Source organism: Staphylococcus sp. HMSC036D05 (genome assembly GCF_001836225.1).
Taxonomy (GTDB): Bacteria; Bacillota; Bacilli; order Staphylococcales; family Staphylococcaceae; genus Staphylococcus; species Staphylococcus caprae.
The window spans coordinates 170,011-185,120 of the sequence record NZ_KV827781.1 but is presented as its reverse complement, the minus strand read 5'-3'; the positions used below and the strand labels follow the sequence as shown (position 1 = coordinate 185,120).

The 15,110-nt window shown below is 35.1% G+C and carries 14 protein-coding genes and 1 other RNA gene; 2 read left to right on the top strand and 13 right to left on the bottom strand.

Annotated features, from left to right (window positions below; all coding sequences use genetic code 11):
- The 3 genes from HMPREF2580_RS05585 to HMPREF2580_RS05575 form a co-directional block, all read right to left on the bottom strand.
- Nucleotides 1-672 (bottom strand): tetratricopeptide repeat protein, encoded by a 672-nt coding sequence (locus HMPREF2580_RS05585; RefSeq protein ID WP_044466736.1) that lies wholly within the window; start codon nucleotides 670-672, stop codon nucleotides 1-3.
- Between the two features lie 96 nt (nucleotides 673-768).
- A complete protein-coding gene (mnmA, locus tag HMPREF2580_RS05580) occupies nucleotides 769-1,887 on the bottom strand; it encodes a tRNA 2-thiouridine(34) synthase MnmA (RefSeq protein ID WP_002443227.1) in 1,119 nt (372 codons plus the stop codon).
- On the bottom strand, nucleotides 1,887-3,029 hold the full coding sequence (locus tag HMPREF2580_RS05575) for a cysteine desulfurase family protein (RefSeq protein ID WP_070831003.1): 1,143 nt from the start codon (nucleotides 3,027-3,029) through the stop codon (nucleotides 1,887-1,889). The genes mnmA and HMPREF2580_RS05575 overlap by 1 nt, the downstream gene beginning before the upstream one ends.
- Nucleotides 3,030-3,288: 259 nt before the next feature.
- Between HMPREF2580_RS05575 and HMPREF2580_RS05570 the strand changes: the two genes are divergently transcribed.
- The gene (locus tag HMPREF2580_RS05570; protein ID WP_070831000.1) at nucleotides 3,289-4,284 is read left to right on the top strand and encodes an LLM class flavin-dependent oxidoreductase; all 996 of its coding nucleotides are present in this window, start codon (nucleotides 3,289-3,291) and stop codon (nucleotides 4,282-4,284) included.
- Between the two features lie 60 nt (nucleotides 4,285-4,344).
- On the opposite strand, the gene HMPREF2580_RS12215 is transcribed toward HMPREF2580_RS05570, so the two are convergent.
- The 3 genes from HMPREF2580_RS12215 to cymR all read right to left on the bottom strand — a co-directional run bounded on the left by HMPREF2580_RS12215 (nucleotide 4,345) and on the right by cymR (nucleotide 5,260).
- Nucleotides 4,345-4,488, bottom strand: a complete 144-nt coding sequence (locus tag HMPREF2580_RS12215) for an SAS049 family protein (RefSeq protein ID WP_002443232.1) — start codon at nucleotides 4,486-4,488, stop codon at nucleotides 4,345-4,347.
- A gap of 30 nt (nucleotides 4,489-4,518) precedes the next feature.
- Entirely contained in the window at nucleotides 4,519-4,701 is a 183-nt protein-coding gene (locus HMPREF2580_RS05565) for a CsbD family protein (protein ID WP_070830997.1), read from the bottom strand.
- Nucleotides 4,702-4,837: 136 nt separating this feature from the next.
- Nucleotides 4,838-5,260: a cysteine metabolism transcriptional regulator CymR gene (cymR, locus tag HMPREF2580_RS05560; RefSeq protein WP_002443236.1), complete on the bottom strand. Its 423-nt coding sequence runs from the start codon at nucleotides 5,258-5,260 to the stop codon at nucleotides 4,838-4,840.
- An 85-nt stretch (nucleotides 5,261-5,345) separates the two neighbouring features.
- Here cymR and HMPREF2580_RS05555 point away from each other — a divergent pair, with 85 nt between their 5' ends.
- A complete protein-coding gene (locus HMPREF2580_RS05555; RefSeq protein WP_002443239.1) occupies nucleotides 5,346-6,614 on the top strand; it encodes a replication-associated recombination protein A in 1,269 nt (422 codons plus the stop codon).
- Nucleotides 6,615-6,725: 111 nt separating this feature from the next.
- Here the strand turns inward: HMPREF2580_RS05555 and HMPREF2580_RS05550 are convergent, their stop codons facing one another.
- The 7 genes from HMPREF2580_RS05550 to HMPREF2580_RS05520 form a co-directional block, all read right to left on the bottom strand.
- On the bottom strand, nucleotides 6,726-7,499 hold the full coding sequence (locus tag HMPREF2580_RS05550; protein WP_002443242.1) for a tRNA threonylcarbamoyladenosine dehydratase: 774 nt from the start codon (nucleotides 7,497-7,499) through the stop codon (nucleotides 6,726-6,728).
- 109 nt (nucleotides 7,500-7,608) lie between these two features.
- Nucleotides 7,609-7,799: non-coding RNA, 6S RNA (gene ssrS, locus HMPREF2580_RS05545), on the bottom strand.
- 269 nt (nucleotides 7,800-8,068) lie between these two features.
- Complete coding sequence (gene aspS / locus HMPREF2580_RS05540) at nucleotides 8,069-9,835, bottom strand: aspartate--tRNA ligase (protein WP_070830994.1); 1,767 nt, start codon at nucleotides 9,833-9,835, stop codon at nucleotides 8,069-8,071.
- Between the two features lie 15 nt (nucleotides 9,836-9,850).
- Nucleotides 9,851-11,113, bottom strand: a complete 1,263-nt coding sequence (hisS, locus tag HMPREF2580_RS05535) for a histidine--tRNA ligase (protein WP_070830991.1) — start codon at nucleotides 11,111-11,113, stop codon at nucleotides 9,851-9,853.
- 390 nt (nucleotides 11,114-11,503) lie between these two features.
- Entirely contained in the window at nucleotides 11,504-12,379 is an 876-nt protein-coding gene (locus HMPREF2580_RS05530) for an N-acetylmuramoyl-L-alanine amidase family protein (RefSeq protein WP_044466737.1), read from the bottom strand.
- On the bottom strand, nucleotides 12,376-12,828 hold the full coding sequence (dtd, locus tag HMPREF2580_RS05525; protein ID WP_037541488.1) for a D-aminoacyl-tRNA deacylase: 453 nt from the start codon (nucleotides 12,826-12,828) through the stop codon (nucleotides 12,376-12,378). Before dtd ends, HMPREF2580_RS05530 begins: the two co-directional genes overlap by 4 nt.
- Before the next feature lie 13 nt (nucleotides 12,829-12,841).
- Nucleotides 12,842-15,031 (bottom strand): RelA/SpoT family protein, encoded by a 2,190-nt coding sequence (locus HMPREF2580_RS05520; protein WP_037541489.1) that lies wholly within the window; start codon nucleotides 15,029-15,031, stop codon nucleotides 12,842-12,844.
- Nucleotides 15,032-15,110: the final 79 nt, after the last annotated feature.

The window sequence follows — 15,110 nt, the reverse complement described above, 5'->3', positions numbered from 1 at the left end:
TTACTCCTCCTCTTTCATTGTTTTAAAGGTTTTTAATGCGTGTTGACTTAATAAATGTTGGTCATCAATGGCAACGGCTTGTTCAAAATAAGCAATTGCTTCATCTATATCTTCATTCTTCATATAACTTGCTAAGCCAAGATTATAAATGGCGTCAACATGTTTAGCATCGATATTTAACACATGTTTCAATTGGTTAATTGCTTGGTCGAACATTTCAAGATGACATAAAGTTAAACCATATTGAAATTGAATTTCCGCGTCATTATTTTCATCTTTCTCTGCTGCTGTCATTAAGAAAGGTAACGCCTCTTTAAAGGCTTCTAATTGATTAAATGACATACCAATCATATAATTACAATCTACTACTGTTGTTACGTTATTCTTCAGTGCTGTTTGATATAATTTAATCGCTTCTTTATAGCGTCCTTCATTGTAATACACATTAGCTAGGTTATAATAGACAGCTCCATTTGACGGATCAATCGTTATTGCCTTTTGGAAGAATCGTTCTGCTTTTTCTATTTCTCCTGCGTCTGATAAGACAATTCCTGCATTAATATAATTTTCAACCGCATCAGGATTTTCTTCGATATTTTCAAATAATGCTTTTAAAGCATCCTCAAGCTGTCCATTCTTTATGTATTGATAAATTGTATTCTGCTCATGCATTCTCCGTACCTCATTTCTAAATGATTATAACATGTTTTAAAATGAAAAACCGTTAACCCAAAGATAAAAATCTTGTGAATTAACGGTATTCATACTTTAAACTACATAACTTAATTGACCTTCGTTCTTATATACATCATCGATAGTTGCGCCACCTAAACAAACTTCTCCATTATAAAATACGACTGCTTGTCCTGGTGTGATTGCACGTACAGGTTGATCAAATGTAACGCGTATTGAATTTTCATTTTCACGTTGCACAAACACTTTCGTGTCCTTTTGACGATAACGGAATTTCGCAGTACATTCGAATCCTTGTTCTAAATTAATTTCGCCTTCATTAACAAATGAATAATCTGATGCTACAAGATAATCACTATATAACGCATCATGATGGAATCCTTGTTCAACATAAAGCACATTGTCATCTAAGTTTTTACCAACAACAAACCACGGATCGCCATCACCGCCAATACCTAGTCCATGACGTTGTCCAATGGTATAGTACATTAAACCACTATGTTGACCCATCTTTTTACCATCTAGCGTTACCATATCTCCTGATTGCGCAGGTAAATATTGAGATAAGAATTCTTTAAAGTTTCTTTCTCCTATGAAACAAATACCCGTAGAATCTTTCTTTTTAGCTGTTGCTAAATCTTGTTCTTCAGCAATTCGACGTACTTCACTTTTTTCAATATCACCAATTGGGAACATAACTTTGGATAGTTGTTCTTGAGACAATTGATTCAAGAAATAAGTTTGATCTTTATTATTATCTACGCCTCGCAACATTTCAACATGTCCATCTTCGTGACGACGAATGCGTGCATAATGGCCTGTTGCTACATAATCAGCGCCTAATTTCAATGCATGTTCTAGGAATGCTTTGAATTTAATTTCTTTATTACACATCACATCTGGATTTGGTGTTCGACCTTTTTTATATTCATCTAAGAAATATGTGAAGACTTTATCCCAATATTCTTCTTCAAAATTAACAGCATAATAAGGTATGCCAATTTGGTTACATACAGCGATGACATCGTTGTAATCTTCAGTTGCAGTACATACACCATTTTCGTCTGTGTCGTCCCAATTCTTCATGAAAATTCCAATAACATCGTAACCTTGTTCTTTTAAAAGATAGGCCGTTACTGAGCTATCAACGCCACCTGACATACCGACAACTACTCGTATATCTTCATTAGACACTATGATTCCTCCTTAAATTTATGATAAATTTTATGAATTTCAGCTACTATATATTTAATTTGTTGTTCAGTCATTTCTTCATTAAAGCTAAATCTCACAGAATGTTTCGCACGTTCTTCATCTTCGAACATTGCAGCAAGTACATGTGATGGCGTTGTTGACCCAGCTGTACATGCAGAGCCAGAAGAGACATAAACATTTGCTAAATCTAGTAATGTTAACATTGTTTCCACATCGATAAATGGAAAATAGAGATTTAAAATATGCCCTGTTGAATCTGTCATTGAACCATTCAATTCAAATGGAATGGCACGTTCTTGTAGACTCACTAAGAATAATTCTTTTAGATTCATCAAATGAACGTTGTTCGCATCTCGATTCCGAACGGCTAATTCTAAAGCTTTAGTAAGGCCGACAATTTGAGGTACATTTTCTGTACCTGCGCGACGTTTAGTCTCTTGTTCTCCGCCTAACTGATTAAATTCTATTGGCGTGTTTTCTTTAACTAGTAAGATACCGGCACCTTTAGGTCCACCAAATTTATGACCTGTGATACTCATAGTGTCTATTTTAAAGTCATGAAAGTCTATATCTAAATGACCGATTGCTTGCACTGCGTCAACATGGAATAACGCATTAGAATCGGCAATAATATCTTCAATATCATACATATTTTGTACTGTTCCAATTTCATTATTTACAAACATAATAGACACTAAAATCGTTTTATCAGTAATCGTATCGCGTAATTGATCTAAATCAACAGCACCTGTATCATCAACATCTAAATACGTTACGTCATAACCTTCACGTTCAAGTTGTTCAAATACATGTAACACAGAATGATGTTCAATTTTAGAAGTAATGATATGATTTCCTAACTGTTCATTGGCTTTAACTAATCCTTTGATTGCAGTATTATTTGATTCCGTTGCGCCACTTGTGAAAATCACTTCACTCGGTTTAGCACCTACTAATTGTGCGACTTTACGACGCGACTGGTCTAGATATTTTCTAGCATTTCTACCTATTAAGTGAATAGAAGATGGATTACCATAATGATTCTTATAAATTTCCATCATTGCATCAACGACTTCAGGTTTCACTGGTGTGGTCGCGGCATAATCTGCATAAACTTCCATGTATAGACACTCCTCGTCAATTTATCAATGTTCCTATAATAGCACCAATCATTGCTTTTTTCTACCATTCTGTTTTTTGTAAGTATGGTTATAATTTAGAATTATTTTAACATTTATTTAGGTATCTTTTCGATGTATAATTCTTTGCTAAATTCATTTTTGAAAATGATCATTATCTATGCATGAGCATATAAATATTGTGATGAAGGTCTGACTGTTATACTTCAATTATTAAAATGACATGAAAGGAAGCTAAAAAATGAAAGATATTAAATTATCAGCTTTAAATCTTGTACCAATTAGAGAAGGTCAAAATGATCAAGATGCAATCAATGATATGGTTAATTTAGCGCAAGGTTTAGATGATTTAGGGTATGAACGCTATTGGATTGCTGAACATCATAATGCGCCAAACTTAGTTAGCTCCGCTACAGCGTTACTGATTCAACATACTTTAGAACATACTAAAAATATTAAAGTTGGTTCTGGAGGAATTATGCTTCCTAACCATGCCCCACTAATTGTAGCTGAACAATTTGGTACGATGGAGACAATGTTCCCTCGTCGTGTCGATTTAGGATTAGGGCGTGCGCCTGGTACGGATATGATGACAGCAAGCGCATTGAGACGAGATCAACATCATGGTGTATATCAATTTCCAGAAGAAGTAGAACAATTAGAGAAATATTTCGGACCTGGCAACCAACAAGCGTATGTACGAGCGTATCCGGCAGTTGGTAAGAACGTTCCTCTTTATATATTAGGTTCATCAACTGATTCTGCTCATTTGGCTGCGCGAAAAGGTTTACCTTATGTATTTGCTGGACACTTCGCTCCTCAACAAATGAAAGAAGCCATTCAAATATACAAAGAATTATTTGAACCGTCTGATGTTTTAAGTGAGCCTTATGTCATTGTTTGTTTAAACGTCATCGTTTCAGATACAGATGAACATGCAGAATACTTAGCAAGTACAATGGCACAAATTATGGTAAGTATTACTCGAGGAAGAATGCAAACGGTCCAACCACCTACTGATGATTTAAGAGGATTACTCACGCCGAGAGAATATGAGTTAGCTCAACAACGTTTTGCTGGTTCACTCATAGGTTCAGAAACATCTGTGAAAGAACAGCTTGAAAACTTTATTAGTGAGTATGGAGAAATAGATGAATTGATGGCTATTAGTTATATATATGACCAAGATAAGCAATTAGAATCATATCAACGTTTGCAAAATGCTTTAAAATCATAATTATGTATATAAAAAAGGAAGGGCGTTTGCCCTTCCTTTTTGTATTAATGATTAAGTGACTTATTTGTCGTCTTTATCTTCTTTGTCGTCGTTGTCTCCGCCACCAGTATATTCATTAATTTTATCTTTAGCTTTGTTCACTTGCTCGTTATCGCTATCCTTAAATTTTTCTGCTGCTTCTTTTGCTTTATCCATGAAACTCATAAATAATAGCTCCTTTCGAATTTTGAAAAATTATTTTTTTAAATTATCAATGAAGTCATTGGCTTTATCTTTGGCATTTTCAACGAATTCTTTCGCTTTGCCAGAAGTTTTATCCTCTTGACCTTCACTTTCAAGTTCTTCGTTGTTGGTAGCATTTCCGATTGTCTCTTTGATGTTACCTTTAGCTTGTTCAAATTTACTTTCATCTGCCATATTAACTACCTCCTCGATGTATTATTTGTAATACCACTTGAAAAAGAAGATAAACATATGAAAATAAATTTTTTAAAATTAAAGGATATCGTAATAAAATTAATATCAATATACTGAAGCGAAACTGATGAAACCTTTAGATATAGAACATATATCCATCTAAATCTTCATCAGTTTCTTTATAGTCAGCAAGATATTTTAAAGTTGTGTTATCTAAAACATCTCTTACAGCATCTCTCATTCTTAACCATAATTGTTTCTGTGCAGGTGGCTCAGATTCAATACTTTCTACAAATGTGATTGGACCTTCAAGTAAGCGAATAATGTCGCCTGCTGTGATTTCTTCAGCTGGTACTCTAAGTTGATAACCACCTTTAGCACCACGCACACTTCGAATTAATCCAGCATTTCTTAAAGGGCCGACTAATTGTTCAAGATATAAATCACTTAATTTATTTTCTTCAGCAATAGACTTTAAAGATACACAACCTTGACCTTCTCTTTTCGCAAGAGAAATCATCAGTGTTAGTCCATATCTCCCTTTTGTTGATATTTTCATTGTATAACCTCACTTAATTCGAATTATATATATTCCCATTCTATCATTTTTTGCGTTAAGATAATATTAGAAAGGTGTGACAAATGTGAGTACAGAACCTTTAGCGTCTCGAATGAGACCTATGAATATAGATGAAATTATTTCTCAACAGCATCTTGTTGGGCCAAAAGGCATTATTAGAAGGATGGTTGATACTAAACGATTATCATCAATGATATTTTATGGACCACCTGGAATTGGAAAAACGAGTATAGCCAAAGCGATATCTGGAAGTACTCAATTCAAATTTAGACAACTCAATGCTGTTACAAATACAAAAAAAGACATGCAAATGGTTGTCGAAGAAGCAAAAATGTCAGGACAGGTCATTCTACTCCTTGATGAAATTCATCGTTTAGATAAAGCTAAACAAGATTTTCTTTTACCTCACTTAGAAAATGGCAAAATTGTATTGATTGGTGCGACAACTTCTAATCCTTATCATGCAATTAATCCAGCTATACGTTCTCGGGCACAAATTTTTGAACTCTATCCATTAGATGATCATGACGTGAGAATTGCACTTGATCGTGCGATTGATGATAGTGACCGTGGACTAAAAAGCTATCATCCAGTTGTAGATGAAGATGCTATGGAATACTTTTCAACTCAAAGCCAAGGCGATGTTAGAAGTGCTTTGAATGCCTTAGAACTAGCTGTACTTAGTGCTGATGAAGAAAATAATCAACGACATATCACTTTAGATGATGCTAAAGATTGTTTACAAAAAGGTGCTTTCGTTAGCGATAAAGATGGAGATATGCACTATGATGTGATGAGTGCCTTTCAAAAATCTATTAGAGGAAGCGATGTTAACGCAGCATTACACTATTTAGCGCGATTAATCGAAGCTGGCGACTTACCTACAATTGTAAGACGTTTATTAGTGATTAGTTATGAAGATGTAGGACTCGCATCACCTAGTGCAGGACAACGTACCTTAGCAGCAATTCAATCTGCAGAACGATTAGGTTTCCCGGAGGCACGAATTCCTCTAAGTCAAGCTGTCATCGAGCTTTGTCTATCACCTAAATCAAATTCAGGCATTACTGCGATTGATAGCGCTCTGAGTGATATACGAAAAGGTTTAGTCGGTCAAATACCAGACTATTTGAAAGATGGTCATTATTCTGGTGCTAAAGAATTGGGAAGAGCCATTGGTTATAAGTATCCTCATAATTATGAAAATGGCCACGTCGTGCAACAATATTTACCAGATAAGCTAAAAAATAGAATTTATTATGAACCTAAAACCACGTCAAAAAGTGAACAGCAATTTAAAGCTGTTTATGAAAATTTATTGAACAAAAAATAAGAGTTAGCTTTATTTCACATAAAAGATATTCTGATTTAAGTGATTGTATCAGTTCAACAGTACTTATTTCGGAATATCTGTTTTGAAAGTTAAAGCTAACTCATTTTATATTTATTGCCCTTTATCTTTAATACGTCTCACAGGAATATCCTTGAGAATATCATTTATGACATAACTCGCACAGATAAGCCCTACAACACTTGGCACAAACGCATTAGAAGATGGTGGTATTTGTCCTTTTCTATTGATTGCATTTTTATCCCCGACTGTTTCTTTAACGTCTTCACGTATAACGATAGGACTCTCATCTGAAAAGACAACCTTAACACCTTTACGAATACCTTGTCGTTTTAAGCGATTTCTAATCACTTTAGCCATTGGATCTGTGTGTGTCTTAGAGATATCAGCAATTTCAAAACGCGTCGGATCTGTTTTATTAGCGGCACCCATACTTGAAATCATATTAATACCACGTTCTAGGCATTCTTTCATTAAATGTACTTTATAAATAATTGTATCACTTGCATCAATAAAGTAATCAATATCGTAATTATTAAAGATTTCTTCGTACGTTTCTTCTGTATAAAACATATGTAATGGTGTGACTTTACATTCTGGATTGATCAATTTGATACGTTCTTCCATCAACGTCACTTTACTTTGGCCAATAGTTGTAGTTAATGCATGAATTTGTCTGTTTACATTTGTGATATCTACATCATCTTTATCTATGAGTATAATGTGACCAATATTTGTTCTTGCAAGTGCTTCAGCGGCAAAAGACCCCACGCCGCCTACTCCTAAGACAGCTACTGTTTTATTTCTTAATAAGTCCAAACCTTCTTGACCAATTGCCAATTCATTTCTGGAAAATTGATGTTTCATTGTTTACTCCTTTATAAAACTTAACTTTGTTATGAGCTCATTTTATTATGTATATGGTTCATTGTAAAAATTCACATAAAAATACGCAAGACCGAAGTCTTGCGTACCGATAGAGTCCGTAGGTGCCGTAGTTGTAAAAAGCTTGATCATTCGGCCTGCTATATACAGGTGGGTGCCCTGTTTCTCGTTTTGCAAGTCCTCCTATAGAGGCGTGTGCGCTGCGAGAAAACCTATTGGGCTCCCTGATCAAAGAGTGTTAGGCCCAAATAAAAAGCAAACTTACGAACACCACAGATGACTATCTTATGAAAATATCATACCACAAAATCGTAGATAAAGATATTTTTAAAACTTATACTATCTGACATTTCTTAGCGAAATGTTTTTGTTGGGGCCCCTGTCCCGACTTCCATGGCCGGAAACTTTTCTTTCGAAAAGTTCTATGTCGGGGCCCTAGGCCCGGCTTGCATTGCTGGTAGATTCTCATTGCTGAGAATCTCTGTGCCGGGGCCCTAACCCCAACTTGCATTGCTTGTTGAGTTTTGTTGAAACTCTCTTTGTTGGGGCCCCTAGTGTCTGATTCTTAGTGATAGTTCTTGGAGTTGTTTGTCTGAGACTTGGCCTGGTGCGTCTGTGAGTAGGCATGTTGCTGATGCTGTTTTAGGGAATGCGATTGTGTCTCTTAGGTTTGTTCTGTTTGTGAGTAGCATCACAAGTCTATCTAATCCTAGTGCAATACCGCCATGTGGTGGTGCACCGTATTTAAATGCATCTAGTAAGAAACCGAATTGTTCTTGTGCTTGTTCAGCTGAAAAGCCTAAGACTTCAAACATTTTTTGTTGTAGTTCACCATCGTGAATTCTGATTGAACCGCCTCCAAGCTCATAACCGTTTAATACAATATCATAAGCATTTGCTTGAGCATTTTCAGGTTCTGAATCTAACTTAGCTATATCCTCTTGTTTAGGTGATGTGAAAGGATGGTGAGCAGCAACATAACGTTTCGCATCTTCATCATATTCAAGAAGTGGCCAATCTGTAACCCATAAGAAGTTTAATTTAGATTCATCAATAAGTCCTAGTTCTTTAGCAAGTTTGATACGTAATGCGCCTAAACTTTGCGCAACTACACTTGGTTTGTCAGCAACAAACATCACTAAGTCACCTGGTTTAGCACCTGTAAGTTCTTTAAGTGTTTCAACGTTTGCATCTTCGAAGAAACGAGCAATTGGACCACTTAATCCATCTTCAACGACTTTAACCCACGCTAAACCTTTAGCACCGTAGATATTAACGAATTCAGTTAGTGCATCCATGTCTTTACGTGTATATTTGTCAGCAGCGCCTTCAGCTACAATTGCCTTAATTTCGCCGTCATTTTCAACGGTATCTTTAAAGACTTTGAAATCCATGTCTTTACCTAATTGAGATACGTTGATAAGTTCCATATCAAAACGTGTATCTGGTTTATCTGAACCATAACGATTCATTGCTTCAGCATATGTCATACGTGGAAACGGAGCTGGAACATCAATGCCTTTAACGTCCTTAACCACTTTGCGTAACATTTCTTCGCCCATTGAAATGACATCTTCTTGATCAACAAAGCTCATTTCAATATCAACTTGTGTAAATTCAGGTTGGCGGTCTGCACGTAAATCTTCATCACGGAAACATTTAACAATTTGATAATATTTATCGAATCCACTAATCATTAAGAGTTGTTTAAACAATTGTGGTGATTGTGGTAATGCGTAAAATTCACCTTCATGTACACGAGATGGTACGAGATAATCACGTGCGCCTTCAGGTGTAGATTTAGTTAATACTGGTGTTTCAATATCGAAGAAGCCATTGTCATCTAAGTATTGACGTATTGAACGTGTTGTTTGATGTCTCATTTTGAAAGTTTGCGCTAATTCTTGACGACGTAAATCTAAGTATCTATATTTTAAACGGATATTTTCATCTACATTCACGTTTTCTTCGTTAATTGCAAATGGTGGTGTCTCAGATTTATTAATAATTTCAATATTTGAAACTTGTACTTCGACTTGTCCTGTTTTAATTTTAGGGTTAATCGTTTCAGCGTCACGTTTTGTGACAACACCTTCAACTTCAACTACATATTCAGAACGTACAGTTTCTGCAACTTTTAAAGCTTCTTCTGAAAAGTCTGGATTGAAAACAATTTGAACGATACCTTCACGGTCTCTTAAATCTACGAAAATCAAACCACCTAGGTCACGTCGATTGTGTACCCAACCTTTTAAAGTAACCTTTTCATTTAATAATTCTTCTGTGACTAAACCACAATATGTTGTTCTCTTACTCAAAGTAATACTCCCTTTCTACTCTTTAAAATAGTCAACTAATTGATCTAATTGTACTTTTTCTGACTCACCAGAAGCCATGTGCTTAATATCAATAGAATTGTTTTCAAGCTCTTGATCACCAATCACTATCGTGTACTTCGCATTCAATCTATCTGCTTGTTTCATTTGGCCCTTAATTTTTCTATTAAGATAATCTTTATCGGCTTTCACACCGTTCTTACGTAATTCATTTAACAATTTAACCGCATAACGATCAGCTTCTTCACCCATTGTTACGATAAATAAATCGAACTCTGATTCAATATCTAATTCGATGTCTTCCTCTTCAAGTGCAAGTAATAGACGTTCGATACTCAATGCAAAACCTATTCCAGTTTCACTTGGTCCATCTAACAATTGTAAGAGGCCATTATAACGTCCGCCTCCACAAAGTGTCGTAATCGCACCATCGTAATTTGGATTATCCATCATTACTTCGAAAGCTGTATGCGTATAATAATCTAGTCCACGCACTAAATTAGGATCTTCTACATAAGGAATGTTCAAGTCATCTAAGTGTTGTTTAACTTGTTCAAAGTAAGCTTTAGAATCATCATTAAGATAATCAGTGATGCGAGGTGCATTTTTAATTGCTTCTTTATCTCTATCAACTTTACAATCTAAAATTCTCATTGGATTAGTGTGTAAGCGTGATTGACAGTCTGAACAGAATGTATCTATGACTGGTTCGAAGTGCTTAACTAATGCTTCGTTGTATTCTTTACGAGATTCGCTATCCCCAATACTATTAATAACAAGCTTTAAGTGTTTCAATCCGAATGATTGATAAATGTGCATAACCATTGCTAACACTTCGGCATCTATAGATGGGTTTTCTGCACCAATTGCTTCTACGCCAAATTGATTAAATTGACGATAACGTCCCTTTTGTTTGCGTTCATATCTAAACATCGGCCCATTATAATACAATTTAACTGGCTGATTCGGTTGCCCTTGCATTTTATGTTCGATATATGAACGAACGACTGCAGCCGTACCTTCTGGACGTAATGTTAAACTTCGGTCTCCTTTATCTTGGAATGTGTACATTTCTTTTTGTACAACATCTGTTGAATCACCAACACCTCTAGCGAATAGTTCAGTACTTTCAAATATAGGTGTTCGAATTTCTTTATAATTGTATATTTCCATGAGTTCGTCTAATTTATTCTCAATGTAACGCCATTTTACAGAATCTTCTGGTAGGATATCTTGCGTACCTCTTGGAATCTTTATCATATCGTCCTCTCCTTTGTCGCTAATAATCATTGAATAGGTCTGTGTTACGACTAAGATGATAACTTTCCATTATTTTTAAAAATAAAAAACCCTTGCATAGTTAAAAACTATACAAGGGACGTATTAACCGTGTTGCCACCCTAATTGATCAAACGCTAGAATCGCGTTGACCCACTCAAAACGCTTAACGTGCGTCACCCGACATTAGTTTCCTAAAGTACCTCTTCTTGTGTTCAAAGATTTAAACTACTCAGTACAATCTTTCAGCCATGGATTGTATTTCTGCGCAATGATATGCTACCAATTTCATTTAAACTTTCAAGAATATTAATGGTTTTATTTATAAAGTTCATCAATAATGATAACGAGTTTTATTTTAATTTGCAAGTTCTATGATGAGAAATATTGCTTAAGTCCATCTACTACAGCTCGTTCCACGACCTGTCTATGTAGTTGATCATTAATCATTGCTTCATCAGTAGGATTACTTATATATCCGAGTTCTAATAGTACAGCTGGTACATCAGTTTGTCGAAGAACTTGATAATTTTGTTGTCGCGCGCCTCTATTAGTAAGTAAGGCTTTTTTCTGGATATTAGAATTTAAAGTTTGAGCGAGCGATTCTTGATTATCTTGTAACCAATAAACGGTTGCACCATTGGCATTAGAGGAATCTAAAGAGTCATTATGTATGCTAATAAATGCATCACCTTTAATATTTCTATCATCAAGGGATACATATTTATCTGAGGTACGCGTCATTTTGACTTTGGCACCTTCTTTAACTAATAATTTTTTGAGTTCTTTCGCAGTTTTTAATGTGTAATTTTTCTCTAAGCTTTTAGTAGGGGTATTACTTGATGCGCCCTGGTCACTACCACCATGACCAGGATCAAGTACAATTGTTTTACCTTTGAGAGGATTAGAAGCATTTGAATTATCGGCTTGAATATTCAAATTCGTATGCCAGCCGGCAACCCAGCCTTTTTCAGTTCCAGCACGATTTTGAACCTCAATCCATTTACCTTTTTTATCAACTTTTTTGAAGCTGTCGCCTTTTTCTATTTTATAAATCACAGGGTATGCAGCATTTGGCCCTGTTCTTAATTCGGCATTTTCAGTAATCGTAATTTGACCCGAATCCTCATCACTATGATTAAGAAACATAAATAGTAAGATAAGGAATAGAATAAACGCTATAACTACAACAAGTGTAAGTCGATTTTTTAGACCGTGACGCGTTAACCATTCATCTATCTTCTTCATAGAATTTTTCCATCCTGAGCTTCATAAATAATGGTAACTGGCCCATCATTATTAATTTCTACATTCATATGTGTGCCAAATTCACCTGTTTTCACTGTTAAACCATAAGATTCTAATTCCTCATTCAATTTTTCATATAGTTGCTTTGCTTCGTCAGGACTTTTAGAATTTGAAAATCCAGGGCGGTTACCTTTCTTTACATCAGCATACAAAGTAAATTGTGATACTGATAAAATTTCACCTTCAACTTGTTGAATATTGAGATTTAATTTGTCATTTTCGTCCTCAAATAATCGAGCATTAGCAATTTTTTTAGCAATCACTTTGGCATCTTCTTCAGTAGAGTCTTTACCTACTCCAACGAGTAGACAATATCCTTTTTCAATTTCATTATCGATCGCATTATTTGTTACTCTTGCATGTTTAACTCTTTGTACAATTATCTTCATTTCTTTTGCACCTCTAGTTCCAAACTCTCGATACTGTATATACGTCACCTAGTTGTTTAATTTTCTCAACGACGCGAAAAACATCGTTCACATTTTTTACCATCACACTAATGTTTATCACAGCATTTTTATCTACGTCAGAACGACCTGAAACTTTGATTAAACTTCCTGCTGTTGAATTTACAGCTTGCAATACTTCATTAAGTAACCCATTTCTATCATATGCGGTCACTTCTAAATCAACTTGATAACGTTGAGTTGAATCCTTTGATTTAACCCATTCAACAGAGATTAATCGATCTGTCTCATTCTTTATATTTGGACAATCTGTACGATGAACTTTAATACCATGACCTTTGGTGATATATCCTACAATATCATCACCAGGTATAGGATTACAACATTTTGACAACTTGATAAGTACGTTTTCTAATCCTTCTACATAAACACCACTATCGGTAATGATATCTTCTTTAATAGGCACAGATTTTGTGACTTCTTGAGCTTCATTTAAAGCTTTCTGTTTATCAAGAATTCTCTGTCTTTCAGTAAGTTTATTAACGATTTGTGCAGACGTTACACCACCAAAACCTACTGCTGCGAATAAATCTTCATCATTTGCAAAATGGTATTTATCATTTACAACTTCTAAATTCTTTTCGGTTAAGACATCTTCGACACGGAAACCTTGTTCTTTAATTTCTGCCTCGACCATGAATTTACCTTTTTCAATATTTGAAGATCGATCTTGTTTTTTAAAGAAACTTTTGATTTTACTCTTAGCACTTGATGATTTAACAATTTTCAACCAATCTCTGCTCGGGCCATAAGAGTGTTTACTTGTACGAATTTCTATAATATCTCCTGTTTGAAGTACATAATCAATAGGCACAATCTTGCCATTAACCTTAGCGCCAATCATTTTATTGCCTACCTCACTATGAATAGCATAAGCAAAGTCAATCGGTACTGCACCATAAGGTAATTCAATCACATCACTTGCTGGCGTAAAGGCATAAACTTTGTCACTTTGTAAATCATACTTTAATGACTCCATAAACTCTTGTGCATCAGTAGTCGTATGATCTGTTTCGGCTAATTCTTTTAACCAATTTAATTTGTTTTGGAAGTCTTGCGTCTTCTCGTTAACTGTTTTACCTTCTTTGTAAGCCCAGTGTGCTGCCACACCGTGTTCAGCAATTTCATGCATTTCGTAGGTTCTGATTTGTATTTCGAGAGGATCTCCATTTGGTCCAACGACAGTAGTATGAAGAGATTGGTACATATTTTGTTTAGGCATAGCAATGTAGTCTTTAAAGCGACCTGGCATTGGTTTCCATAAAGTATGCACAAGTCCAAGTATGGCGTAGCAATCATTTATCGAATTCACAATAACGCGAATAGCTAGCAAATCAAATATTTGGTCAAATTGCTTTTTCTGTTTCATCATTTTGCGGTAAATACTATAAATGTGTTTAGGTCTACCACTTATTTCTCCAGAAAGTTTCATTTTATCCATTTCTGCTTCGATTTTGCTGATTGCATTAGCAATATAAGCTTCTCGTTCACTTCTCTTTTTCTTCATTAAGTTGACGATGCGGAAATATTGAACGCTATCGATATATCTAAGTGCCGTATCTTCAAGTTCCCATTTAATTGTGTTAATCCCTAATCTATGTGCGAGTGGCGCATAGATTTCAAGCGTTTCTTTTGAGATTCTAACTTGTTTCTCTCTCGGCATCGCTTTTAAAGTTCTCATATTATGAAGTCTGTCCGCTAATTTAACTAATATAACTCGAACATCTTTAGCGATAGCGATAAATAATTTACGATGATTTTCAGCTTGTTGTTCTTCTTTAGAACGGTACTTCACCTTTTTAAGTTTAGTTACGCCATCTACAATTCTAGCGACTTCTTCGTTAAACATGCTTTTTACATCTTCAAATGTATAAGGAGTATCTTCTATTACATCATGTAAGAAGCCTGCTACAATGGTAGGTCCATCAAGTCTCATTTCAGTTAATATCCCTGCAACTTGAATAGGATGCATGATATAAGGTAAACCATTTTTTCGAAACTGGCCTTGATGGGCTTCGTAAGCAATATGATAACTTTTCAGCACATACTCATATTCGCTTGCCGATAAATATGATTTTGCTTTATGAAGAACCTCATCCGCACTGTATGGATATTCGTTGTTCAATATAAGACACCCCACTCAAATTTATTACTTTTAAATTCCTTATTTTTACAGAGGCTGAGACATAATTAATTGTCTCAGC